Below are 23,331 nucleotides of genomic sequence, written 5' to 3'. Positions count from 1 at the left end.
CGGGCGCGGCTAGCGTGAAGTATGGGACTCAACGATCTGCTCTACGACCCCATCCGGCACAACAACTGGGCGACCGGCAGCCTGATCGAGTTCTGCCGCGCCCAGAACCTGACCGCCGAGCAGCTGGAGATCACCGGCGTCGGCACGTACGGCGGCATCCTCGCGACCCTCGACCACATCGTCCGGTGCGACGGCAGCTACCTGCGCCGAATCGTCGACCGGCCACTCGAGTACGTCGACACCGAACCGGCGACCGATCTGGAGACGCTGGCCACCTGGAACGCCGAGGCCGGCGTGCTCTGGGAGTACTTCCTCACCCAGCCGTTCGACGTCGACCGCGTGATCGTCATCGACGACAACACCCGGGAGACGCGCGCGGGGATCTTCGTCGCCCAGGCGATCAACCACGCCAACCACCACCGCGAACAGGTCTGCGCGATCCTCACCGGCCTCGGCATCGAGCCCCCGGACATCCAGGCCTGGGAGTACGCCTGGACATCCGGTCGCATCTGGGACCTCCCGGCCGCGGCCGCCGCGGAGTAGTTCAGCTGCTGACAACGGCCGCCATCAGACCGGGCTCGTAGGAGCCGCCGAGCTGGTTGAGGGTGACGGCCATCCGGTTGGTCGCGTTGATCATGGCGATCAGCGTGACCAGCCCGATCAGCTGGTTCTCGTCGTAGTACTTCGCCGCGCGGGCCCACGTCTCGTCCGAGACGCCGTCGGACGCGTCGGCGAGCCGGGTCGCCTCCTCGGTCATCGCCAGCGCGGCCTGCTCCTCCTCGGTGAACACCGTCGAGTGCCGCCAGCCGGCGACCAGGTTCAGGCGAGTCGTGGTCTCGCCCTCGGCCGCGGCCTCTTTCGCGTGGATGTCGATGCAGTTTCCGCAGCCGTTGATCTGGCTGGCCCGGAGCATCACCAGGTTCTGGGTCGCCGTCGGCAGGCCGGTCTGCTGCACGAGGCTGTGGACCGCGTACATCCGCTTCGCGAGCTTGCCGCCGAATTCGTTCTGCATCAGGTCGATACGGGGTTCCATCGTCGTCGTCCTCACTGTGCGATCTACTGGATGACCACGAGATGCCACCGGCCCCGGTCCCGTGACAGCCGGCCGGCGTGACGAGCGCCATACCGGCTCCGATGTCACAAGATCGGCGCGGGCGGCATCTTGTGGGTGACACACGCGCGCAGAAGGAGCCAAGTCATGACCGGTACCGACCGGGCCACCGAGGCCTTCGTTGCCCATCGCAATCTCTTGTTCACCGTCGCCTACGAACTCCTCGGCTCGGCCGCGGACGCCGAGGACGTCCTGCAGGAGACCTGGTTGCGCTGGGTCAAGGTGGACCTCGACACGGTGCAGGACCACCGCGCGTACCTGGTCCGGATCGCCAGCCGCCAGGCCTTGCAGCGCCTCCGCACCCTCGGCCGCCGCAAGGAGTCGTACGTCGGACCGTGGCTGCCCGAACCGCTGCTCACCGCGCCGGACGTCGCCGAGGACGTCGAACTCGCCGACAGCGTGTCGATGGCGATGCTGCTGGTCCTCGAAACGCTCAAGCCGACCGAACGGGCCGTGTTCGTTCTCCGCGAGGTGTTCGGTCTCGACTACGACGAGATCGCCAAGGCGGTCGACAAGACACCTGAAGCCGTTCGCCAGGTGGCGCACCGGGCCCGCTCTCATGTGGCCGCCCGCCGCCCGCGCGGCGTCGTCTCCGCCAACCAGACCCGCGACGCGCTGGAGGCGTTCCAGCGTGCCGTGAACACCGGCGACCTCCAGGGCCTGGTCGACATTCTCGCCCCTGATGTGGTCTTCCTGGGCGACGGCGGCGGCGTGGTGCAGGCCCTCCCGCGTCCGGTCGTCGGCGCCGAGAAGGTCGCCCGCCTGCTCGCGCTGGCTGTCGAGCGTCTGGCGGAAGGGTCCCTCGAGATCACCCAGATCAACGGGCAACCGGCACTGATCCTCCGCTTCAGCGACGAGGTGGACACGGTCACCGTTCTCCACGTGGAGGACGGCAAGATCGCCGGCCTGTACGCCGTACGGAACCCCGCCAAGCTCGCCCACCTGACGGAAGAGACCTTCCTGACCCGCTAGGGCCTAGGAGACGTCGGGGCGGGTCATCAGCGGCGACTGGACGTGCAACACCAGATTGGGGCCGGTCAGCGGCAGGGTGTTCCAGGTGGCCACCGCGGTCCCCGCCTCGGCGTCGACCACCACCCGGACCCGGTGCGGGCTCGTGATCACGAACAGTTCGGCGACGAACGTGTTGTCCTGCCAGGCACCTGTCGCGACCACTGGACGGCCGAGTGGCGAGCTCTCCCGCCATTCGCCGTGACCGACCTCGAAATCGAGGAGCTCTCCGAGTCGCAGGCGCCACCCGTCGCCCGCGGGATCGACGGTGACAGTGGTGCCGTCGGGCAGCGGCGAGTCCGGCGTGGACGCCTTGAGCCTGGCCTTGGCGGAGCGCTCCGGGTTGGCCTCACCCTGCACCGGCGTGAACGTCAGTTGCCGCAGCCGGTCGGCGAGCAGTTCGTCGTCCGCCGCGCTTTCCGGGGCGTCGAGGCTGGGCAACAGGCACTCCCAGAACAGGCCGGGCAGCGCGTGTTCCTGCTCGATGGAGCCGGTCACGACGATCACCAGATCGTGAGCCGGGGCAACCACGCAGTACTGGCCGAAGGCGCCGTTGCCGTGGAAGCCGTGCTGCGACATCCAGAACTGGTAGCCGTACCCGAACAGGAACTCCGGGTTCCGCCGCCAGTTCGGGAGCGGCAACGTGTCGACGTGCCGGCGGGTCGCCAGCTCGATCCATTCACGCGGGACCAGTTGGCGGCCGCGCCACACACCGCCGCGGAGGAGCAGTTCACCGAACGCGGCGACCGCCTCGGTGGTGAGGTGCAGCCCGTGGAACCCGAACGCGGCACCGCTCGCCACCCGGTCCCACTCGGCGTGGTCGATGCCCATGGGCTTGAAGATGCGTTCGTCGAGGAACTCCGGGAGGCCGCGGCCCGTCACCCGTTCGACCATCCGGGCCAGGACGAACGTGGTCGAGTTGTCGTAGGTGTGCTGCGATCCCTCCGGCGCGGCGAACGGCGTACGGAGGAAGCCCTTCACCAGATCGCCCGGTTCCCGTCGCCAGGCCTCTTCGAGACTGTCCTCGGCGTGGCCGGCCGTCATCGTGAGCAGGTGCTGAACGGTGATCCGGCGACCCTGCTCCGAGACGTCGTCCGGAACGTGATCAGGCAGTACGTCGACCAACCGATCGTCCAGCGCGAGCAGCCCGTCGGCGACCGCGAGGCCCACCGCGATCGAGGTGAAGGACTTGGTCAGCGAGTAGAGCAGATGCGGGCGTTCCGCCGAGTACGGCGCCCACCAGCCTTCCGCGACGACGTGCCCCCGCCGTACAACCATGATCGAGTGACACTCAACGGACTCCGCCTCGAGCCGATCCAGCAACTCGAGAACCGAACGCCCCGAGACCCCCACAGCACCAGGCGCAGAACGCGGCAACAGACCAGACACCCCAGGAACACTAACAACGCTGTGGGACGGTAGGCCCGTGCTTTTCCTTACCCAGCTCCCGCACCGGTGGGTAACCATCCAGGTCCCCGGCACGTACTCGGAGCGGTCCTTCGCCACGTACGTCGGCTACGACGAACGCCCTCCCGCCCCCGCCGACGTAGGCGACTTCAAATGGCTCCGGAACGCACCCCGCCACCCCGAGGACCACCTCGCGGACGCCTCGGACGACGCCGTACGGGATTTGTCGGCGCAGACTGTGGCGGAGCTTCTCGGGGACGACGCGACCATCCCCGACGACTTCGCGCGCTTCCTGGACGAAGGACTCCGCGACCGCCTGAGAAGCGCCACCGACTCGTACTTCGACCTAGGTGACTTCATCGTCGCCGTCGAAGGCGGTCGCCTCCTGCACCTGATCTCAGACTCCCAATGGGTCTATCACTGGCTCCTCTACCTGGGCGACGAAGGCACCTCCGTTGTAGTCGGCACAATGTCCCCCGCCGGCTTCACCCCCGACCCCGACGATCCTCCGCTGGACTCCACCGAGTACGTCGTAGTCGCCGACTCTTTCGCCGAATTCACCTGGCGCTGGTGGATGGACAACGAAATCTTCTACCACTCCGCCGTCGATCGAACGTCACTAACCCCGAACCAGCAGGCATACGTCACCCAGTACGGCCACCCGACCAAGCTGAGCTGACCCCACGCGGGAGCGTCAGGTCCTGATGTCCCCCGACAGCCAGCTCAACCAGAACTCGTGCAGGGTGGCAGCGAGTGGCCGCACTTCCTGTGCGATTGGTGACCAGGTCAGGACGATGGGCTCGCCGTCTACTGCGATGCAGAAGGGGGCTCCCGTGCCGTCGTCGCCGAAGCCTAAGAGTTTCTGGCGGGCCTCTGGTGCCCCTCCACTCCAGGCGGCAAGGTTCGAGTTCGCAACGTCCGCGAGAGGCCACATCACGAACCACTGGCCAGGCCTGTCGTAGATGCCGTTCGTCGCCGCGTACAGCGCACGCAGCTCGGCGGGGAACGCGATGCCCAGTTGACGTTCGACGGCCGCGATCTCGCCGGGGTCGGCGGGTGGCTGCAACTTCAGGCGGTTGCCTACAGCATGCAATGTCTGTCTCCAGGCGGCCTCGTCCACGAGAGGCAGCTTGCCACGCCAGGCTCAAGTGCGCAGTCCTCGTCGTCGCGATCTTGGCTGCGAGGCGTGCACATAGCCGTCGCACGCGTGGAGTGGTTGGTTAGGGGAGGAGGCGGGTGGATTCGGGGACGGGAGTCAGTGGGGTGCCTGTGGTCAGGTAGGTGGTGAGGTTTTGGACCACCAGGTTGGCCATGGCGGTCCGGGTCGGGACGGTGGCGGAGCCTACGTGGGGGAGGAGGACGGTGTTGGGGAGGGTGAGGAGGTCGGGGTGGACCTTGGGCTCGTGTTCGAAGACGTCGAGGCCGGCCGCGTGGATGGTGTTGGTGCGGAGGGCGTCGACCAGGGCCTGCTCGTCGATGACGGTGCCGCGCGCCACGTTGATGACGATGCCGTCGGGGCCCAGTGCCTTCAGTACTTCGGCGTTGACGAGGTGGCGGGTGGTGTCGCCGCCGGGGATGACGATCATCAGGATGTCGACGGCGGCGGCCATCTCGACCAGGGACGGGTAGTACTGGTACTCGACGTCCTTCGGGCTGCGGTTGTGGTAGGCAACGGTGATACCGAACGGCTGGACGCGGTCGGCGATCGCCTGGCCGATGCGGCCGAGGCCGAGGATGCCCATCCGGCGGCCGTGCATGGTCGCGCGGGTCAACGGGTACGGCCCGCCGTCGGCCCAGTTGCCGTCGCGAAGGTAGCGCTCTGCCTGCCCCAGCTCGCGGACAGTCATCAGCAGCAGACCGAGTGCGGTGTCGGCGACCTCGTCGTCCAGGACGCCGGGGGTGTTGGTGACCACGACACCGCGCTCGGCGGCGGCGGTCGCGTCGATGCGGTCGTAGCCGACGCCGAAGCTCGCGACCAGGCGGACCGCGGGCAGGCGGTCGAGGTACGGGCCGTCGATCGCCGTACCGCCCGTGGCGACGGCGACGATCTCGTCCCGGCGGGCCGCGAGGACGGCGTCCGGGTCGCTCTCCTCCCAGAGCCGGATCAGCTCGCAGTGACCGTCCAGCCCGGGGGCGACGGCTTCGTGCATCGGTCCTGGCATCAACACGACTGGTAGTCCCATGGCCTCATCTTTGTCGACGGCCGCGACCCGTGCCAGGAACCCGACCAGCATCTGAACCGGAACCTTCATCCCCGCTTCGCCCGACGCCACTGTCGCCCCGGCGCCCGAACGACGACGATCAGGGTGAGGAGGTCACCATGATCATCGACTGCGCTTACTACCGGGACGGCCGCCGCCAGCACGTCGAGGCGATGTCGGTCGCGGACGCCGCCGCGAGCTGCCGCGCCGGCGGGTTCGTCTGGCTGGGGATGTACGAGCCGACCGCCGAGGAACTGACCGAGGTCCGGGAGAGTTTCGGTCTGCACGAGCTGGCCGTCGAGGATGCGCAAACGTTCCACCTCCGCCCCAAGGTCGAGCCGTACGAGGGCGACATCCGCCTGGTGATCCTGCGCACCGCCCGGTACGACGACGAGCGCGAGGAAGTGGACTTCGGTGAGGTCAGCGTCTTCGTCGGGCCGGCGTTCGTGATCACCGTCCGTCAGGGTGTCGCGAGTGACCTGCACGGCGCGCGGATCCGGCTCGAGCAGCGGCCCGAGCTGCTGGAGTGCGGTACGAGTTCGGTGCTCTGGGCGATCCTCGACCAGGTCGTCGACGGGTACGGCCCGGTCGTCGCGGAGCTGGAGCGGGACATCGAGGAGGTCGAGCGGACGGTGTTCGCCGGTTCGGTCGCCCCGACCGAGCGGATCTACTTCCTGCGCCGCGAGGTCACCGACTTCTACCGCGCCGTCCACCCGCTGATCGCCGTCCTCGCGACCCTCGAACGCGATGCCCGCAACACCGCGCTCCTGCCGTACTTCCGGGATGTCCACGATCACCTCGTCCTGGTGAACGAGGAGGTCGCCGCTCAGCGCGACCTGCTGGCCACCGTCCTGGAGGCGAACATGGCGGTGATCGGTGTCGAGCAGACCAAGGTCAGCGTCCGGCAGAACGCGACGATCGAGCAGCTCACGATCCTCGCCACGGTCTTCCTCCCGCTGACCTTCGTCACCGGCTTCTTCGGCCAGAACTTCGGCTGGCTGGTCGACCACATCGGCGCCGAGTGGGACTTTCTCGCCCTCGGCATCGGCGGCCTCCTGATTCCGTGCATCGCGCTGGCGATCTGGTTCCGCCGCCAACGAGCAGCCCGACGGCAAGCTACCTGACCGGCCTGATTCACACGGTGTTCCGCCGGCGAGCCGAGGGTCGGGAGCAAGAACCACATCCCCTGGAGGTTGTGATGCGAAAGCTCCCCGCCCTCGTCGTCGCGACGGCAGTACTGGCCGCGGTCGCCCTGTCCCCGGCGTCCGCAGTTCCGGTGCGCACAGTCGACGTCAGTACGTCGGCCGCGACGCCCCCGACGTACGACGCCACACCGCTCGCGTCGTACCCGGCCTTCGACGCGAATCAGGCGATCGCCGTCGACGCGAAGTACTTCTACGCGGTCAACAACCGCACGATCACCAAGCACGACCGCCGCACCGGTGCGCCGCTGCTGCAGTTCGCCGGCGACACCGACGGCCCGTTCAAGCACATGGACAGCGGTGTGGTCGTCGGCTCCAAGTTGTACGCCGTGCACTCGAACTACCCCGAGTGGCCGATGGAGAGCTCGATCGAGGTGTTCGACACCAAGACGATGCGCCACGTCGACTCGTACTCGTTCGGGATCTACCGTGGCTCGCTGACCTGGCTGGACTGGCACGACGGTGCGTGGTGGGCCGGCTTCGCGAACTACGACGACATGTCCGACGAGACGAACCAGCCGTACGGGCAGACGTACAACACCCAGATCGTGAAGCTGAACGACAAGTTCCAGCCGCTCGCGTCCTGGACGATCCCGAAGCCGATCCTGGACCGCTTCAAGCCGATGTCGAACTCGGGCGGCTCCTGGGGGCCGGACGGCCGGCTCTGGCTCACCGGCCACGACCTCGGCGAGGCCTACGTGATGGAACTGCCGGTCGCGGGCGCCGAGCTGCGCTGGATCGCCACCGTCGAGCTGCCCGACGTACAGGGTCAGGGCATCGCTTGGGACCGTTCGGATCCGAGGCACCCGACCTTCTGGGCGATCAGCCGGCCCAATCGGCTCGTCCACACGTTCAGCATGCCGCTGAGCTCACTGCAGACACCGGCCGCCAAGGGCTGGCAGGTACTCGGTCCGGGCCAGTTCCGCAAGTAATCGGATCGGGTAGCGGTCAGCTCCCGACCGCTACCCGCTCCAAGCTGGACACATGACCAACACAGCAACGCTCTACGCGTACTTCGGCTACCGCGACGCGGTCGGTGCCCTTCGCTGGCTCGAGAAGGCGTTCGGCTTCGAGACCACGATGGAGGTGCCGGACGGCAAGGGCGGCGTCATGCACGCCGAGATGCGGTACGGCGGTGTCGCGTTCACCCTGTTCACGGACGAGGAGGGCTACGACCGGCCCGCCCGCAAGGGCGAAACGGTCGGTCACGGGATGTACGTCGGCTTCGACACACAAGACCAGGTCGACGCCATCTTCACGAAAGCCACGGCCGCCGGAGCCGACGTGGTGTGGAAGCCCGAACTGACCCAGTGGGGCAACTACCGCTGCCGCGTCGCCGACCCCGAAGGCTACGAATGGACCTTCGGCACGCACCGCCCCGGCCTTCCCGCCGCCTGGTAGTCGCACTCGATTGTTGTCCGGGGCAACGTCCGAGCCAGGCGGCGGGGAGCGGGGTTACGAGCCCCAGCCGCCGAGGTTGAGGTCGGCGACGACGACCGGCTGGCCGCTGGCGAGTGACTGGTTGGCCGCGATGCCGACCGCGACGGCGCGGACACCGTCGTTGACGTCGGCCGCGCGCCCCAACGGATCGTTGCCGGGACCAACGAAGAGGTCGGCGTAGATCAGCCGGTCGCCACCGCCGTGGCCGCCTTCGCCACGCGGGATCTCGACCTCGACGGCCGGTGCCCAGTGCTTCTGCAGCACGAGCCGCTCGCCGTTGGTGCGCACGTCACCGGCGATCACGCGGTCGGACGGGTAGCTCGGGTCGATCTGGTCGTCGACGACCGCGGCCCGTTCGACCACTTCCAGCTCGGCGCGACCGAGCGTGCCGTTGACGGCGACGCGGTACCCCTCCCACGGCGAGTGCGCGTTCAGCGAGTAGCTCAGCCGCGCGCCGTTCGCGTACTCCGCGATCACGGACATGTTGTCCTCGATCGTGATCCCGGGCGCGAACACGTCCTGGTCGCGCAGGTACCCGTCGTACTTCTCGTTCTCGTAGTACAGCTGCCGATTCGTGTCGTCGGTGCGCAGGTCGAGCAGCCACGGGTCGTCGGCGGCGCCGTCGATCGTGCCGCGCGCCGGACGCTCGCCGAGGCCACGGGCCGCCGCGTTGTCGGCGCCGTAGAAGGCCAGCCCGCCGGACGCGAACACTCGGGTCGGCGTCGAGGCGATCCACCAGTTCACCAGGTCGAAGTGGTGGGATGCCTTGTGGACCAGCAGACCGCCGGAGTTCTTCTTCTCGCGATGCCAGCGGCGGAAGTAGTCCGCGCCGTGCCGAGTGTCGAGCACCCACTGGAACTCGACGCTCGTGACCTGACCGATCTCGCCGTCCTGGATCAGCTGCCGCAGCGCGCTGTTCCGCGGCGAGTAGCGGTAGTTGAACGTGACGACGACGGACTTGCCCGACTCGTTCATCGCGTCGACGATCTGCCGCGTCCCGTCCGCGTCGATGGTCAGCGGCTTCTCGACGATCACGTCCGCGCCCGCCCGCAGCAGCCGCGACACGACCGCGGCATGTGTGTAGTCGGGGCTGGTGACGACCACGCGGTCGACGGCCTGCTCCTTGACCATCCGCTCCAGGTCCTCGGCGCCGTACTCCGGGAGCTCGGAGCCGCCGAGCTCGGTCAGCTTCCGCTGGTGGAACGCCAGCCGGCCCGGGTTCGAGTCGAGCAGGGCGACCAGCTCCGCCTCCTCGGGGTGCTCCTGGAGGATCGCGCGGATATAGGACTGCGCTCGCGAACCGGTCCCGGCGACTGCATAGCGTCTGGCCACGGTGGACTCCTTCTACTCGTGTAGACACGAACGCTAGCAATCGCTTTCCGGACGGGTCAACCGTCGTACCATCACTGCATGCCCAAGGATCCGGTGACCCGCAACGACGTGGCGGAATACGCCGGGGTCAGTACGGCCGTCGTCAGCTACGTCGTGAATGAGGGCCCGCGGAAGGTCGCCCCGGAGACCCGCGCGCGGGTGCTGGACGCGATCCGCACGCTCGGGTACCGGCCGAACGCGACCGCGCGGGCGTTGCGGATGGGTACGACGCGGACCTTCGGCCTGATCACGCCGGACGGGGGCAACCCCCTGTTCGCGGGGCTCGCGAAGGCGATCGACCGGGAGGCCGCGGCGCGGGGGTACGTCGTACTGCAGACGAGCGCCGACGGGGACCCGGTCACCGAGCGGGCGAAGATCGCCGAACTGCTCACGCGCCAGGTCAGCGGCCTGCTACTGGTCGCGCCGACAGCGGATCCGTCGCTGGACGACGTCGAGGTCCCGGTGATCGCGATCAACCGGGTCCTGCCGACGGTCAGCTCGGTACGGCCGGCGTACCGCGAGGGCGCCCGGATCGGTGTCGAGCACCTGATCTCACACGGGCATCGCACCATCGGCCTGGTGATCGGCGGCGCCGGTCACCCGGAGCGGGAGCTCGGCTGGCGCGACGCGCTCGCGGCCGCTGGTCTCGCACCCGGGCCCGTCGCCCACGCGACGTTCAGCCGTGCGGGCGGGCGCGCGGCCGGCCGGGAGTTGCTGGCGTCGTCCGACCGTCCGACGGCGATCTTCGCCAGCTCCGATCTGCAGGCTGTCGGTGTCCTGAGTGCCCTGCACGAGGCGGGTGTGCGAGTGCCCGACGACGTTGCGGTGGTGGCGTTCGACGGCACCCCCGAAACCGAGTACAGTTGGCCGCCGCTGACCGTCGTACGTCAGCCGCTGGAGCGGATGGCCGAGGCCGCCGTCGGCCGGCTGATCGACGGGGCGCAGGCGGTCGAGGCGTTCACGTTCCCGACGGAACTGATCCTGCGCAGGTCCTGCGGCTGCTAGAGGGTCCCGACGTCCTCGAAGATCAGCGCTGTCCGGGTCGCCAGGACCTCGGGGATCGCCTGGAGCTTCTCCAGGACCAGGCGGCGGAGGCCCTCGTTGTCGGCGGCGCGGACCAGCAGGATCGCGTCGAAGTCGCCGCCGACCAGCGCCATGTGCTTGATCTCCGGGATCGCCTGGAGCTGTTTGCGGAGCGTCCGCCAGGAGCTCTGCCGGAGACTCAGGGTGACGTACGCCGACGTTGCGAGGCCGAGTCTGAGCGGGTCGACGGTGACCGTGAAGCCGGTGATCACGCCGGTGTTCGTGAGCCGTTCGACGCGGGCGTACGCGTTCGCGCGGGAGATGTGCACCTCGTCGGCGAGGGCCCGGATCGACAGCCGTCCGTCCCGTCCGAGCGCCTCGATGATCTGCCGATCGATCTCGTCGAGTGCCGGAGCGACGACAATCCGTCCAGGACCGGCCCGGTGGACCATCACCTCGTCGGACATTCGCACGACCTCCTCGGCTCGGTGTTCGGCCAAACGTCTCTCAATATTTCCAGCTATGGATCAACTTGGCCAGTAGGGACGACGATGTGGCTACCGTCCGTCTCCTGCGCTGGAGGGTCCATGACCACCGTCGAGGAGCACTTGCTCCCCTCCGCGGAACCCGTCTGTCTGATCGATCAGAACGGCGTACCGCACGACCATCCGTCGTACCGGCTGCCCACCAAGGAAGCCCTGCTCGACGGCTACACACAGTTGATCCGGGGCCGCCGGTTCAACGACCAGGCGAGCGCGCTGGTCCGCCAGGGCCGCCTCGCCGTCTATCCGTCGTCCTTCGGCCAGGAGGCCTGTCAGCTCGCGGCGACGATGGTGCTGCGCGACAGCGACTGGCTGTTCCCGACGTACCGCGACACCGTCTCGATCATGAGCCGTGGCGTCGACCCGATCGAGACGCTCACGCTGCTCCGCGGCGACTGGCACTGCGGCTACGACCCGTACGAGCACAAGGTGGCGCCGCAGGCGACGCCGCTCGCGACCCAGCTCCCGCACGCGGTCGGTGTCGCGCACGCGGCCCGGCTGAAGGGTGAGGACACGGTCGTGATGGCGCTCGTCGGCGACGGCGGGACCAGCGAGGGCGACTTCCACGAGGCGCTCAACTTCGCGGCGGTCTTCCAGGCGCCGGTCGTGTTCTTCATTCAGAACAACGAGTACGCGATCTCCGTGCCGCTCGCCCGGCAGAGCGCCGCGCCGTCCCTCGCGCACAAGGGCATCGGGTACGGCGTTCCGGGCGAACGCGCCGACGGCAACGACATGGCCGGCCTCCTCGCCGTCCTCGGGCAAGCCGTCGACAAGGCTCGGGCCGGCGAAGGACCGCAGCTGGTCGAGGCGCACACCTATCGCGTGCAGGCGCACACCAACGCCGACGACGCGTCCCGGTACCGCCAGGACGACGAGGTCACCCCCTGGCTGGACCGCGATCCGATCGCCCGCCTGACGACGTACCTCGAGCAGCAGGGCTGGCTGTCCAGCGAGATTCGGGCGACCGCCGAGGCGGGCGCGGCCGAGGTCGCCGCGCAGTTGCGTGACGGGCTGATGCCGGAGCCGTCCGTCGACCCCGCCGACCTGTTCGCGCACCTCTACGCGTCGGAAACCCAGCAGTTGCGCGAGCAGGCCGCGTTCCTCCGCGACGAACTCGCCCGTGAGGAGGCCTGATGACGCACACGAAGATCTCGATGGCGCAGGCGCTCAACCAGGCGCTGCGCGACGCGATGACGGCCGACGAGTCGGTGGTGATGTTCGGTGAGGACGTCGGCGCGCTCGGCGGCGTCTTCCGGATCACCGACGGGCTGACCGCGGAGTTCGGCGAGCAGCGGTGCTTCGACACGCCGCTGGCCGAGGCCGGCATCGTCGGGATGGCGGTCGGGATGGCGATGAACGGGATGCGCCCGGTGGTCGAGATGCAGTTCGACGCGTTCGGGTACCCGGCGTTCGAGCAGGTCGTCTCGCACGTCGCCAAGATGCGCAACCGGACCCGCGGCCGCGTGCAGCTGCCGATGGTGATCCGGATCCCGTACGGCGGCGGCATCGGCGGGGTGGAGCACCACAGCGACTCCTCGGAGAGCTACTTCGCGCACACACCCGGGCTGACGGTGGTGACCCCGGCAACGGTCGCGGACGCGTACGGATTGTTGCGCAAGGCAATCGAATTCCCGGATCCGGTCGTGTTCATGGAGCCGAAGAAGCTCTACTGGGCCAAGGAAGAGGTCGACCTCACCGAGGCGCAGCCGGAGATCGGCAAGGCCGTCGTACGCCGGGACGGGGCGGACGCGACGTTGATCGCTTACGGTCCCGCGGTGCCGGTCGCTCTGGAGGCGGCGGAGGTCGCGGCGGCCGAGGGGCGGCAGCTGACCGTGGTGGATCTGCGGTCGGTGGCGCCGCTCGACGACGAGACGGTGTGCGCGGCGGTACGGCGTACCGGACGGGCTGTCGTGGTGGCCGAGGCGAGCGGGTTCGCGAGTGTGTCGTCGGAGATCGTTGCCCGCGTCACCGAGAAGTGCTTCCACTCGCTGGCCGCACCCGTGCGGCGGGTGACCGCGTTCGACATTCCGTTCCCGCCGCCGAAGCTGGAGAAGTACCAGCTCCCGAGCGTCGACCGGATCCTCGACGCGGTCGACGACCTGCAGTGGGAGGACTCGTGAACACGTTCCTTCTCCCGGACCTCGGTGAGGGGCTGACCGAGGCGGAGATCGTCCGGTGGCTCGTGAAGGTCGGTGATGTGGTCGCCGTCGACACTCCGATCGCGGAGGTCGAGACCGCGAAGTCGGTCGTCGAACTGCCGTGCCCGTATGCCGGTGTGATCGAGGAACTGCACGGTGAGCCCGGTACGACGGTCCCAGTGGGGAAGCCGCTCGTCACGGTCGGGGATCCGGACGCGGCGGCGTACCGCGTCGAGGAGCGGGCCGGGTCGGGGAACGTGCTGGTCGGGTACGGGACGTCCGAGTCGTCCGGGGCGGCACGTCGTAGGCGGCCTCGGGTTTCCGGAACAAATGTTGCGCCTGCTGCGGAAAAGGTTCCGGAAAGGCGCGTTCCGCTGGTCATTTCCCCACTGGTACGCCGGTTGGCGCGCGATGCCGAGGTGGATCTGCGGGCGTTGTCAGGTTCCGGCCCCGACGGCCTGATCGTCCGCCGCGACGTGGAGCTGGCGATCGCACAGCGGATCCAGCCGGAGCCTGTTCCCGTTGTGAAGGCGCCGTCCGTGACCGGGCTGCCCGAGTTGCGCCGTACTCCGATGAGCGGGTTCCGTAAGGCTGTGGCCGCGACGCTCAGCCGGAGCCGCGCGGAGATCCCGGAGGCGACCACCTGGGTCGACGTGGACGCGACCGCCCTCATCGAGCTCCGCGAATCGTTGCGATCGGCAACGGATGGCGGACCGGGCCTGCTCGCGCTGATGGCGCGCTTCGTGGTCGCCGGACTGCTCAAGTATCCGGAACTCAACGGGTACGTCGACACCGAGCGCGAGGAACTCGTCCAGTACGACGGCGTGAACCTCGGACTCGCGGCGCAGACGGATCGCGGTCTCGTGGTGCCGGCTGTCGCAGGTGCGCACGCGCTGACGACACGCGGGCTGGACGCGGAGATCCGCCGCCTGACCGCGTCGGCGCGCGACGGCAAGCTGACCCAGCAGGAGCTGACCTGCGGCACGTTCACGTTGAACAACTACGGCAGCTTCGGGGTCGACGGTAGCGCGGCGATCATCAACCACCCACAGGTCGCGATCCTCGGTGTCGGCCGGATCATCGACCGGCCGTGGGTGGTCGACGGCGAACTGGCGATCCGGAAGCTCACCCAACTGTCGCTGGTCTTCGACCATCGCGTCTGCGACGGCGGCACGGCAGCCGCCTTCCTCCGCTTCGTCGCCGACGCCTTCGAGAACCCCGCGTCTGCATTCGCCGATCTCTAGGAGATCTGCCGCGGCCGCAACCCGACCAGAATCACCCGGAGCCCGGAGGTGAAGCGCGCCTCCGGGCCGCCGTGGCTTCCGCGGTCCAGGTAGGCCGCGAGATGCTCCGCGTCGACGCCCATCCGGTCGGCGGACTCGGAAGCCCAGCGCGATCCGTTCATCCCGCTGCGCCGTACCACCGAGAGCCAGGCGGCACCTGTGACGGCCGAGCCGATCAGGTACTGGAAGATCGCGGACACCGCCGAGTCCAGGTGTGTGCCCCGGAAACCCGCAGACCTCAGGATCATGTGCAAGCGCTCAGTCAGCCCTTGGTAGTTCGGACCGAGCTCGGCGTGCGACGCCAGCAACTCGCACGCCCACGGGTGGTCCGACAACGCCTGATAAGCCGCCCGGACAACGGTTGTCACCTGATCCCGCCAGTCGCCCTCGTCCGTTGGTGGCACCAACGCGGCCGCGAAGACCTCGTCGACGACCAGTTCGAGCAGGTCGTTCTTCGTTGCGACCCGCCAGTACAAGGCGGACGTCGCCGCGGTGCCGAGTTCGGCCGCCATCATCCGCATCGAGAACGCTGCCAGGCCTTCGCGGTCGAGCACTTTGATCGCGCTCAGGACGATGTCGTCGCGGCTCAGCGGAGCCCGGGTGGGCGGTGGTTCCTCCCGCAGCCACACCGACCCCAGCACGGTCTTCCGGTCCGCTTCGCGTGCCACCCGCGGGAGCATAGCGAATACAGCGTGTCAGAGCCTAAAACGGTGTTTTAGTAGCGATTGGCAACTACTCTTCGTCCGGATCGGCGACGATCTGTTGCGAAACGTAAGGAACACGGCGAGTCGTCGCGCTGAGACTTGCGCTCGATGGTCTGGATCACCACACTCTCGAAGGTCAGGTTCCTGTTGGGGGAAGCCTGTTCGACCGGGCTTTGGAACGACGAAGGCTTGTACCGCCTGGTCCGGATGCGGGACACCGCTCTGGGCCCACCGGCGATCTGCTGGTCGCGAAGGACTGGCCTCAGAACTAGGGGAGACTGTGGAAGACATTTCGGCGGGCGCACGTGGGCGCTCCAAGAACTCACGCGTGATCGCGCTGCTCGGCAGCGTGGGCGCACTCGCACTTGCCGTCGGCGGCGTCGCCTTGGCCACGGCTCCGTCCGCGTCGGCGGACACCGTGACCACGATTCCGGGCAACCCGAAGTGCAAGGACCTGATCCCGGGCTCTACGGAGATCAAGTTCGACCCGCCGACCCCGGGTTCCAAGGAGGGCGCCGGCGTCACGGTGACCTGGGCGAAGACCGGCGACCTGATCAGTTTCACCGCCACCGGCGGCACAGTGCTCGGCGCCATCGTCAAGGGTGGTCCGAACGCGAACTTCTACGACTACCGTCCCGGCGGCACGATCGCCGGAGCAGGGCTGCACACGCCGCTCAACGACAACGGCAAGTACTACGGGCTCAGCCACCTGAGCTTCTGCGTCGGTGAGGCCACGACGCCGACGCCGACGCCGACGGAGACTCCGACGACTACCCCGTCGGAGACGCCGAGCGAGACGCCGTCGGAAACCCCGAGCGAGACTCCGTCGGAGACGCCGAGCGAGACTCCGTCGGAAACCCCGTCGGAGACCCCGAGCACGACCCCGTCGGAGACCCCGAGCCAGACGCCCTCGGAGACGCCTAGCGAGACTCCGTCGGAGACCCCGAGCACGACGCCGTCGGGGACGCCGAGCGAGACCGTTTCCGAGACGCCGAGCACGACGCCGTCCGAGACCCCGAGCGACACGTCGAGCAGCACCCCGGTAGGTGTTCCGACCGAGGTCGACGCCGGTCTGTCCGGTGGTGCGCGGAACACCTCGGCGCTCTCCAGCACTCAAGGGACCTGGGGTATCGCCCTGCTGTCCCTGGGCGGGATCCTGCTGATCGCCGGTGCCGCGAAGCTGCTGCAGCGGCGGGGTCAGCACTCTGCCTGACGCGTCGCCCAAGCGTCGCCGTCCGGGTCGCGCACGCCCCTCTTGGTGGGCGATCGCGGCCTGGACGGCCGGCGGCGTACTACTCCTGACCGGCGGATACCTCCAGTTGAGGACCGACGGCAGTGAGAACCGACAGCAGGCGGGCGGCGCTACGACGTCGCCCGTCGGCACGACTGGCAGCGCGCCGCGTAGAACGACAACCGCACCGTCGCCGTCAGCGGGTTCCACGCAGCAGACCAGCCCCACGCAGCCTCAGCAGAGCGGTCCGCCTCCAGAGGTCCGCAGTACGGCTCGACCGCAACCCAGTGACCCGATCAGGTTGTCAGTGCCCCGGCTGGGCGTTTCGGCGCGGGTACTGAGCATCCGCGCCCGCGGCGGCACCCTCGTACCGCCCTCGAACCCGCTACTCGTCGGATGGTGGTCCGACGGCGCCAGGCCGGGCGCGACCAAGGGCTCGGCGATCATCACCGGCCATACCGTGCACACCGGCGGCGGGGCCTTCGACGATCTGGACCGGCTGACTGCCGGCGACGCGGTCGCGGTGACGACGCGACGCGGAGCGATCAGCTACGTGGTCACCTCCGTCACGGTCTACCGCAAACGAGCCCTGGCGAAGCAGGCGGCCAAGGTGTTCGACCAGTCCGTCCCCGGCCGCCTCGTCCTCGTCACCTGCGAGGATTGGGACGGTACGGCGTACCTCAGCAACGCCGTCGTCATCGCCGTACCCAAGACATAACCGCCTAGGCGACGTTGAAGGCGTCGGGGTCCGGGCCGGTGCGTTCGTTGCGGTCGAGGGTGCTGATCGCGGTGAGGTCGTCGTCGGTCAGCGTGAAGTCGAAAACGTCCAGGTTCTGCCGGATGCGGGCCGGGGTGACGGACTTCGGGATGACGATGTTGCCGAGCTGCAGGTGCCAACGGAGGACGATCTGGGCTGGTGTGCGCCCGTAGAGCGCTGCCAGCTTGGCGACCACGGGCTCGTCGAGCAGCGTCCCGCCCTTGGCCAGCGGGCTCCAGGCCTCGGTGCGGATGCCGAAGTCACCGCCGTACGCGCGCACCTCGTCCTGCCGCAAGTACGGGTGCAGCTCGACCTGGTTGACGGCCGGGGTGATGCGGGAGGACTGCGCGAGACGGTCCAGATGCTCCGGCTGGAAGTTGGACACACCGATCGCTCGCACGCGACCGTCGGCGTACAACTGCTCCAGTGCGCGCCAGCTGTCGACGTACAGGTCGCGTGCCGGGGTCGGCCAATGGATGAGGTACAGGTCCAGGTATTCCAGGCCCAGCAGGGAGAGGCTCTGGTCGAACGCCTTCAGAGTGGAGTCGTAGCCCTGGTCCGCGTTCCATAGCTTGGTGGTGACGAACAGATCGCTCCGGTCGAGCCCGGACGCGGCGAGCGCCTGCCCGACACCTGCCTCGTTCTGGTACGCCGCCGCGGTGTCGATGCTGCGGTAGCCGGCCTCGAGCGCCTGCGTCACGGCAGCGGCCGTTTCGTCGTTCGGGACCTGGAAGACGCCGTACCCGAGCTGAGGCATCTCGACGTCGTTGTTGAGCTTCACGGTGGGGATCATCAGTGGCTTCCTTCAAGTACTAGTGCGGGAACCCGGCCACGGTCGAGCACGCCGGACAGGACAGCGACGAGGAGACCGGCAACCGCCAACGCAGCGCCGACCCAGTTGGGGGCGGTGTAGCCGAGGCCGTGCTCGATGGTGAGTCCACCGAGGTAGGCCCCGGCCGCGTTGCCGAGGTTGAACGCGGCGATGTTGGCCGCGGACGCCAGTGCCGGAGCGCCCTTGGCCTTGTCCATCACTCGCTTCTGCAGCGGAGCGACGGTGGCGAACCCAGCGGCGCCGAAGAGCGCGATCGTCACAGCAGAGGGGAGCTTGGCGTGCGCAGTGAACACGAAGACGACCAGTACGGCGGCCAGCAGCGTCAGGATCAGGTACAGACTCGGCATCAGCGAGCGGTCCGCTGCTCTACCGCCCAGCAGGTTGCCCACTACGAGCCCACCGCCGAACAGCACGAGCAGCCAGGTCACCGCACCTGCGGAGAAGCCCGCGACCTCGGTCATCATCGGTGCGATGTAGGTGAACGACGCGAACACCCCCGCGAAGCCCAGTGCGGTCATCGCCAACGCCAGCCACACCTGCAGGCTCTTGAACACCGCGAGCTCGCTACGGAGACCAGGACCTTCCGCGGTGTTCTGCCGCGGCACCAGGAACACGATGCCGAGCAGCCCGATCACACCGAGCGCGGTCACCGCCCAGAACGTCGACCGCCAGCCGAGCTGCTGGCCGAGCGCGGTCCCACCCGGTACGCCGAGCACGTTGGCGACCGTCAGTCCGGTGAACATCAATGCGATCGCACTGGCCTGCTTCGCCTTCGGAACCAGCGACGCCGCGACCACGGACCCGACGCCGAAGAACGCGCCGTGCGACAGCGCCGCCACGATCCGCCCGGTCATCAGAACGCCGTACGACGGAGCGACCGCGGAGACCAGGTTGCCGGCGATGAAGACGCCCATCAGCGCGATCAGCACGGTCTTGCGGGAGACCTTCGAGCCGATCGCGGTGAGCAGCGGGGCGCCGACCACGACCCCCAGCGCGTAGCCGGAGATGAGCAGTCCGGCGGACGGGATGCTGACGCCGAAGTCGGTGGCGACCTCGGGCAGCAGGCCCATGATGACGAATTCGGTGGTCCCGATGCCGAACGCACCGATGGCGAGTGCGAGCAGGGCCGCTGGCATGACGCTCCTTTGAATGTAGTCTGAAGACTGTTACCGGCGTGCGCGATAGTTGCACACGCGGGCTATTGCACAAGCGCTATGATTGCGCATGCAAGCGTGATGTTCAAGTGGAGGTGTCGTGGGACTACCGGATGACGCCGCGGAGGCGCGGGCGCAGGGCTGGCGGACTCTCGCGGCGCTGCACGCCCGGATCGAGGACGAGCTGGAGCGCGCGCTGCAGAAGCAGCACGGGCTGTCGGTGAGCGAGTACAGCGTGCTGGACGTGCTGGCCCGGCAGGACGACTACCACCTGCGGATGAACCAGCTGTCGAACGCGGTGGTGCTCAGCCAGTCCGCTACTACGCGCCTGGTCAACCGGCTGGAGGACCGCAACCTGCTCCAGCGGTACCTGTGCCCGACAGATCGCCGTGGCATCTACACCGAGGTCACCGAGGCCGGCCGTGAGCTGCTCGACCAGGCGCAGCCGACCCACGACGCCGTACTGACGTCCGCGTTGGAGCGTGCCGCCGAGCTACCTGAGCTGTCCCCGCTGGTCACCGCGCTGGGGAAGCTTCCGCTGACGGTGTGACATGGCCCGCCGCTACGACAACCGCAAGCTCTACATCCTGCTGATGGGCAGCTGCCTGACGCTGATCATCCTGGCGTGGTTCGTCGTGCGCCTGTTCTCGATCCCGGCGGCCGTCGGGATGAGCGCAGTCGCCGCCGTACTGCCCCCGATCGCCGCCATCGTCGCGAACTGGGGTCACGACAAACGCTGACGCGCGTCGGCGGGGGTCGGGTCGAGATAGAGACCAGAGCCATGGTGACGCCGACCCCGGCGATCAGGAGACCGATCAGGGCGGCCGAGTCCTCGAAGGCGACCGTCTTCACGGCAGGCTCGGCGACGCGCAGCTGCTTGCTGAGCGGTATGCCTGCCGCGCGGGCCTCGCGCCGCAACCGGACGACAGTGCGCAGCGGCGACGACCTTCGCGATCGCGATCGCGAGATTCGCCGTACCGGCCAGGAGGACTGTGACGTCCGACTCTTCGTCAGGCATCACCTTCGCGTGCCCGGATGCCCGCGGATCGAAACAGGACGTCGATGAAGGCGGCGGCGAGCGGGTCTGGTGTACCACGCGTGTACGCCGTGAGCGTCCGGCGTACCGCCGGTTCAGGGTGCAGGACGTGGCCGTCGAAGTCCTTCGGCAGGATGTTGTAGGGGACCAACGCGGGCCCGAGACCTGCCGCAGCCAGCGCGGGCGCGGCCGCGGTCTGCTCGGTCCGTACGGCGATGCGCGGCTCGAATCCCGCTTGTGCGCAAGCGTTGTCGAGGACGTCGGCGAGGCCGTGACCTGGTGCGTAGTGGACCCAGGAGCGGTCCGCGAGGTCGTTGAGCTTGACGGTGTCTCCGGTCGCGGCGGGATCGTCGGCGGCGACCACGACGACGAGTTCCTCGGTGCCGAGTACGCGGGTGACACCGGGCCAGTTCGACGGCTCGGGGCCGACAGCGAGATCGGCCTCGCCGGCGTTCATCGCGTCGACGAGTTCGTCGGTGTGCCGGTGCTCGAACAGGCGGATGCCGACGTTCGGGCGGGTCCGTCGCCACTCCCGGAGCGCGGCCGGCAGGACGCCCAAGGTGATCGAGTAGAGCGTCGCGATCTGCAGCTCGCCCACCTCGAGTCCGGCGGCCTGGCGGGCGGCGCACCGTGCTCGTTCCGCGTCGGCCAGCGCGGCGCGGGCGTGCGGAAGCATCGCTCGGCCCGTCGGCGTCAGGCGGAGACCGCGGGGGAGTCGCTCGAGCAGCGGTCCGCCGGCCGACCGTTCGAGGGTGCGGATCTGGTGGGAGAGCGCGGGCTGCGTGACGTGCAGGAGCTCGGCGGCCTTCGTGAACGAGCGCTGGTCGACCACGGTGACGAGGTACTCGAGCTGCCGGAGCGTTGCCATGCTCTCAGCTTATGAGATCGGTGAAAACTATGCGTTGGTTTTATCCTTGCAGGTCAGCAAGGCTGGTCGGTATGGAAAACGTTGCGTTGGTGGTCGGTGCCCGCGGTGTGATCGGGACGAATCTGGTCGAGCATCTGGCGTCGCTGCCCGACTGGCGGGTGATCGGGCTGTCGCGCCGCGGCGGTACCGACGTACCCGGGCGGGTGCGGCACGTCGCGGTCGATCTGCTGGACCCGGACGACACCCGGGACAAGCTGTCCGGGCTGACCGACGTGACGCACGTGTTCTACGTCGCGTACCAGGACCGGCCGACGTGGGCCGAGCTCGTCGCGCCGAACCTGGCGATGCTGGTCAACGTCGTCGACGCGATCGAGCCGGTCGCGCGCGGGCTGCGGCACATCAGCCTGATGCAGGGCTACAAGGTGTACGGCGCGCATCTCGGGCCGTTCAAGACGCCGGCCCGCGAGGACGATCCGCCGCACCTGCCGCCGGAGTTCAACGTCGACCAGCAGCGCTTCCTGGAGGAACGTCAGCAGGGCAAGGCGTGGACGTGGTCGGCGCTGCGCCCTTCCGTCGTCGGTGGATCCGCGCTCGGCAACCCGATGAACCTCGCGGTCGCGATCGCCGTCTACGCGTCGCTGTCGAAGGAACTCGGCGTACCGCTGCGCTTTCCCGGCAAGCCCGGTGCGTACCACTCGTTGCTCGAGCTGACCGACGCCGGATTGTTGGCGAAGGCAACGGTCTGGGCCGCGACCGCAACGGCCGCGGCGAACCAGGCGTTCAACATCACGAACGGCGACCTGTTCCGGTGGAGCGAGCTGTGGCCCAAACTCGGCGCGTGGTTCGGGCTGGAGGTCGCGCCGCCGCTGCACATGTCGCTGCAGGACGTGATGGCGGACAAGGAGCCGGTCTGGAAGCAGTTGCAGGTGTCCCACGGCCTGACCTCGACGTCGTTCGCCGAGGTGTCGTCGTGGCCGTTCGCCGACTTCGTGTTCGGGTGGGACTACGACTTCTTCGCCGACGCCTCGAAGTCCCGCCGGGCCGGCTTCCACGAGTACGTCGACACCGAGCAGATGTTCTACGGCATCTTCGCCGACCTGCGCAGGCGTCGCGTCATACCGTGATCATTCGCCGCGAAGATAGGTCCCGTTGGTGCGGCTGACCGCACCGCTGGGCGATCAGGTAGTCGAACGCCTGCCAGGTGCGCGAACGGACCTGCTTGACCACGGGCGTCATCGTCCTGGTCAGCGGCAGCCGGACGGTCGGGTCCAGCCGAACGAGTTGATGACCCAGCGGCGCACCGTCCCGTTGCTGAGTCCGTAGAACTGGTTCCGCGCCGTACGCCGCCTCGATGTGGCATGCTCCGGGCTGTGACGGCGATGGGTGCGGGAAAACTTCTCGGGACGAACCTGCGGGCGCGGCGGGACGAGCAGGGCATCTCCCTGTCCGAGCTCGCCCGGCGGTCCGGGATCGCGAAGGGCACGCTGTCACAGCTCGAGTCCGGCGCGGGCAACCCGACGATCGAGACAGTGTTCAGTTTGTCGAACGCTCTCGGCGTACCGGTGTCTGCGCTGCTGGCCGATACGCCGGCCTCCGACGTGGTGCTCGTGCGGTCCGCGGACGTCGACGTACTGTCCGGCGACGCGATCGACCTGCGGATGCTGCGGCGGCTGGAGCACCCGGGCGGGCTGTTCGAGATCTACAACCAGGAGATCCGGCCGGACGCGGTCCAGCACTCCGACGGGCATCCCGGGACCGAGCACCATATCGTCTTGTCCGGATGCCTGCGGATCAATGCTCACGGGCAGATCGAGGACCTCGGGCCCGGTGACTACCTCGCGTTCCGGGCGGCCGGGCCGCACTCGTACGAGGCCGTGGACGGGCCGGTGCGGTCGGTGCTGCTGCTCGAGTACCCGCCGGATGTCTATCCGACGGCGGCCGGCGGGCCGCACCTGCCGGGATAGTTCCTCCAAAGGTCCGGATGAGGTCCGGTTGCGTGCATTGACCGGCCGCCCGGAGCACG

General features: G+C 68.5%; 26 protein-coding genes. 16 read left to right on the top strand and 10 right to left on the bottom strand.

From position 1 onward, the window contains the following. Window positions 1–21: 21 nt before the first annotated feature. Window positions 22–543 carry a DinB family protein gene (locus E0H50_RS00395; protein WP_131283554.1) on the top strand — a complete coding sequence of 174 codons (522 nt, stop codon included), beginning with the start codon at window positions 22–24 and terminating at the stop codon, window positions 541–543. A gap of 1 nt (window position 544) precedes the next feature. On the opposite strand, the gene E0H50_RS00390 is transcribed toward E0H50_RS00395, so the two are convergent. Beyond that, window positions 545–1,033 (bottom strand): carboxymuconolactone decarboxylase family protein, encoded by a 489-nt coding sequence (locus E0H50_RS00390; RefSeq protein ID WP_131283553.1) that lies wholly within the window; start codon window positions 1,031–1,033, stop codon window positions 545–547. A 165-nt stretch (window positions 1,034–1,198) separates the two neighbouring features. On the opposite strand from E0H50_RS00390, the gene E0H50_RS00385 reads away from it, so the two are divergent. After that, entirely contained in the window at window positions 1,199–2,083 is an 885-nt protein-coding gene (locus E0H50_RS00385) for an RNA polymerase sigma-70 factor (RefSeq protein WP_131283551.1), read from the top strand. A gap of 3 nt (window positions 2,084–2,086) precedes the next feature. Here E0H50_RS00385 and E0H50_RS00380 read toward each other — a convergent pair whose 3' ends face one another. Continuing rightward, on the bottom strand, window positions 2,087–3,508 hold the full coding sequence (locus E0H50_RS00380) for a serine hydrolase domain-containing protein (protein ID WP_337590360.1): 1,422 nt from the start codon (window positions 3,506–3,508) through the stop codon (window positions 2,087–2,089). 37 nt (window positions 3,509–3,545) lie between these two features. Between E0H50_RS00380 and E0H50_RS00375 the strand changes: the two genes are divergently transcribed. Further along, a complete protein-coding gene (locus tag E0H50_RS00375; RefSeq protein WP_131283547.1) occupies window positions 3,546–4,205 on the top strand; it encodes a hypothetical protein in 660 nt (219 codons plus the stop codon). 15 nt (window positions 4,206–4,220) lie between these two features. On the opposite strand, the gene E0H50_RS00370 is transcribed toward E0H50_RS00375, so the two are convergent. After that, window positions 4,221–4,646 (bottom strand): SMI1/KNR4 family protein, encoded by a 426-nt coding sequence (locus E0H50_RS00370; protein WP_165546961.1) that lies wholly within the window; start codon window positions 4,644–4,646, stop codon window positions 4,221–4,223. Window positions 4,647–4,746: 100 nt separating this feature from the next. Then, window positions 4,747–5,778, bottom strand: coding sequence for a 2-hydroxyacid dehydrogenase (locus tag E0H50_RS00365; protein ID WP_238150687.1), 1,032 nt, complete (start codon window positions 5,776–5,778; stop codon window positions 4,747–4,749). A gap of 68 nt (window positions 5,779–5,846) precedes the next feature. On the opposite strand from E0H50_RS00365, the gene E0H50_RS00360 reads away from it, so the two are divergent. The 3 genes from E0H50_RS00360 (at window position 5,847) to E0H50_RS00350 (ending at window position 8,330) form a co-directional block, all read left to right on the top strand. Then, window positions 5,847–6,851 carry a magnesium and cobalt transport protein CorA gene (locus E0H50_RS00360; protein ID WP_131283542.1) on the top strand — a complete coding sequence of 335 codons (1,005 nt, stop codon included), beginning with the start codon at window positions 5,847–5,849 and terminating at the stop codon, window positions 6,849–6,851. A 74-nt stretch (window positions 6,852–6,925) separates the two neighbouring features. Continuing rightward, window positions 6,926–7,861 (top strand): hypothetical protein, encoded by a 936-nt coding sequence (locus E0H50_RS00355; protein ID WP_131283541.1) that lies wholly within the window; start codon window positions 6,926–6,928, stop codon window positions 7,859–7,861. Window positions 7,862–7,913: 52 nt separating this feature from the next. Beyond that, the gene (locus E0H50_RS00350; protein WP_131283540.1) at window positions 7,914–8,330 is read left to right on the top strand and encodes a VOC family protein; all 417 of its coding nucleotides are present in this window, start codon (window positions 7,914–7,916) and stop codon (window positions 8,328–8,330) included. A gap of 54 nt (window positions 8,331–8,384) precedes the next feature. Here the strand turns inward: E0H50_RS00350 and E0H50_RS00345 are convergent, their stop codons facing one another. Continuing rightward, a complete protein-coding gene (locus E0H50_RS00345) occupies window positions 8,385–9,701 on the bottom strand; it encodes a Gfo/Idh/MocA family protein (protein WP_131283539.1) in 1,317 nt (438 codons plus the stop codon). Window positions 9,702–9,779: 78 nt separating this feature from the next. On the opposite strand from E0H50_RS00345, the gene E0H50_RS00340 reads away from it, so the two are divergent. Beyond that, window positions 9,780–10,745 (top strand): LacI family DNA-binding transcriptional regulator, encoded by a 966-nt coding sequence (locus tag E0H50_RS00340; protein ID WP_131283538.1) that lies wholly within the window; start codon window positions 9,780–9,782, stop codon window positions 10,743–10,745. On the opposite strand, the gene E0H50_RS00335 is transcribed toward E0H50_RS00340, so the two are convergent. Then, entirely contained in the window at window positions 10,742–11,230 is a 489-nt protein-coding gene (locus tag E0H50_RS00335; RefSeq protein ID WP_131283537.1) for an Lrp/AsnC family transcriptional regulator, read from the bottom strand. The genes E0H50_RS00340 and E0H50_RS00335 overlap by 4 nt on opposite strands. 120 nt (window positions 11,231–11,350) lie before the next feature. Between E0H50_RS00335 and E0H50_RS00330 the strand changes: the two genes are divergently transcribed. The 3 genes from E0H50_RS00330 to E0H50_RS00320 are packed head-to-tail and all read left to right on the top strand — an operon-like array spanning window position 11,351 to window position 14,687. Next, complete coding sequence (locus E0H50_RS00330) at window positions 11,351–12,439, top strand: thiamine pyrophosphate-dependent enzyme (RefSeq protein WP_131283536.1); 1,089 nt, start codon at window positions 11,351–11,353, stop codon at window positions 12,437–12,439. Then, complete coding sequence (locus E0H50_RS00325; protein ID WP_131283535.1) at window positions 12,439–13,425, top strand: alpha-ketoacid dehydrogenase subunit beta; 987 nt, start codon at window positions 12,439–12,441, stop codon at window positions 13,423–13,425. Before E0H50_RS00330 ends, E0H50_RS00325 begins: the two co-directional genes overlap by 1 nt. Continuing rightward, complete coding sequence (locus E0H50_RS00320) at window positions 13,422–14,687, top strand: dihydrolipoamide acetyltransferase family protein (protein ID WP_131283534.1); 1,266 nt, start codon at window positions 13,422–13,424, stop codon at window positions 14,685–14,687. The genes E0H50_RS00325 and E0H50_RS00320 overlap by 4 nt, the downstream gene beginning before the upstream one ends. Here the strand turns inward: E0H50_RS00320 and E0H50_RS00315 are convergent. Next, window positions 14,684–15,394 (bottom strand): TetR/AcrR family transcriptional regulator, encoded by a 711-nt coding sequence (locus E0H50_RS00315; protein ID WP_131283533.1) that lies wholly within the window; start codon window positions 15,392–15,394, stop codon window positions 14,684–14,686. The genes E0H50_RS00320 and E0H50_RS00315 overlap by 4 nt on opposite strands. A 364-nt stretch (window positions 15,395–15,758) precedes the next feature. Between E0H50_RS00315 and E0H50_RS00310 the strand changes: the two genes are divergently transcribed. Both E0H50_RS00310 and E0H50_RS00305 read left to right on the top strand, forming a co-directional pair. After that, the gene (locus E0H50_RS00310; protein ID WP_238150686.1) at window positions 15,759–16,643 is read left to right on the top strand and encodes a hypothetical protein; all 885 of its coding nucleotides are present in this window, start codon (window positions 15,759–15,761) and stop codon (window positions 16,641–16,643) included. Window positions 16,644–16,968: 325 nt separating this feature from the next. Further along, a complete protein-coding gene (locus E0H50_RS00305; protein WP_238150685.1) occupies window positions 16,969–17,379 on the top strand; it encodes a class F sortase in 411 nt (136 codons plus the stop codon). A gap of 4 nt (window positions 17,380–17,383) precedes the next feature. Here the strand turns inward: E0H50_RS00305 and E0H50_RS00300 are convergent, their stop codons facing one another. Together E0H50_RS00300 and E0H50_RS00295 are read right to left on the bottom strand one after the other, a co-directional pair. Further along, window positions 17,384–18,214, bottom strand: a complete 831-nt coding sequence (locus tag E0H50_RS00300) for an aldo/keto reductase (RefSeq protein ID WP_272948485.1) — start codon at window positions 18,212–18,214, stop codon at window positions 17,384–17,386. After that, window positions 18,211–19,386: an MFS transporter gene (locus tag E0H50_RS00295; protein WP_131283526.1), complete on the bottom strand. Its 1,176-nt coding sequence runs from the start codon at window positions 19,384–19,386 to the stop codon at window positions 18,211–18,213. The genes E0H50_RS00300 and E0H50_RS00295 overlap by 4 nt, the downstream gene beginning before the upstream one ends. Window positions 19,387–19,504: 118 nt before the next feature. Between E0H50_RS00295 and E0H50_RS00290 the strand changes: the two genes are divergently transcribed. Both E0H50_RS00290 and E0H50_RS00285 read left to right on the top strand, forming a co-directional pair. Continuing rightward, entirely contained in the window at window positions 19,505–19,954 is a 450-nt protein-coding gene (locus tag E0H50_RS00290; protein ID WP_131283524.1) for a MarR family winged helix-turn-helix transcriptional regulator, read from the top strand. Window position 19,955: 1 nt separating this feature from the next. Then, window positions 19,956–20,144, top strand: a complete 189-nt coding sequence (locus E0H50_RS00285; protein ID WP_131283522.1) for a DUF3099 domain-containing protein — start codon at window positions 19,956–19,958, stop codon at window positions 20,142–20,144. A 270-nt stretch (window positions 20,145–20,414) separates the two neighbouring features. Here E0H50_RS00285 and E0H50_RS00280 read toward each other — a convergent pair whose 3' ends face one another. After that, window positions 20,415–21,308 (bottom strand): LysR family transcriptional regulator, encoded by an 894-nt coding sequence (locus E0H50_RS00280; protein WP_131283520.1) that lies wholly within the window; start codon window positions 21,306–21,308, stop codon window positions 20,415–20,417. 71 nt (window positions 21,309–21,379) lie between these two features. Between E0H50_RS00280 and E0H50_RS00275 the strand changes: the two genes are divergently transcribed. Together E0H50_RS00275 and E0H50_RS00270 are read left to right on the top strand one after the other, a co-directional pair. Continuing rightward, a complete protein-coding gene (locus tag E0H50_RS00275; protein ID WP_131283518.1) occupies window positions 21,380–22,432 on the top strand; it encodes an SDR family oxidoreductase in 1,053 nt (350 codons plus the stop codon). Between the two features lie 234 nt (window positions 22,433–22,666). Further along, entirely contained in the window at window positions 22,667–23,272 is a 606-nt protein-coding gene (locus E0H50_RS00270) for a helix-turn-helix domain-containing protein (RefSeq protein ID WP_131283516.1), read from the top strand. Window positions 23,273–23,331 lie beyond the last annotated feature (59 nt).

Origin of the sequence: Kribbella sindirgiensis, from assembly GCF_004331435.1 — a bacterium.
In the GTDB taxonomy this organism is placed as follows: domain Bacteria; phylum Actinomycetota; class Actinomycetes; order Propionibacteriales; family Kribbellaceae; genus Kribbella; species Kribbella sindirgiensis.
This window is presented reverse-complemented; position numbering and strand designations above follow the sequence as displayed.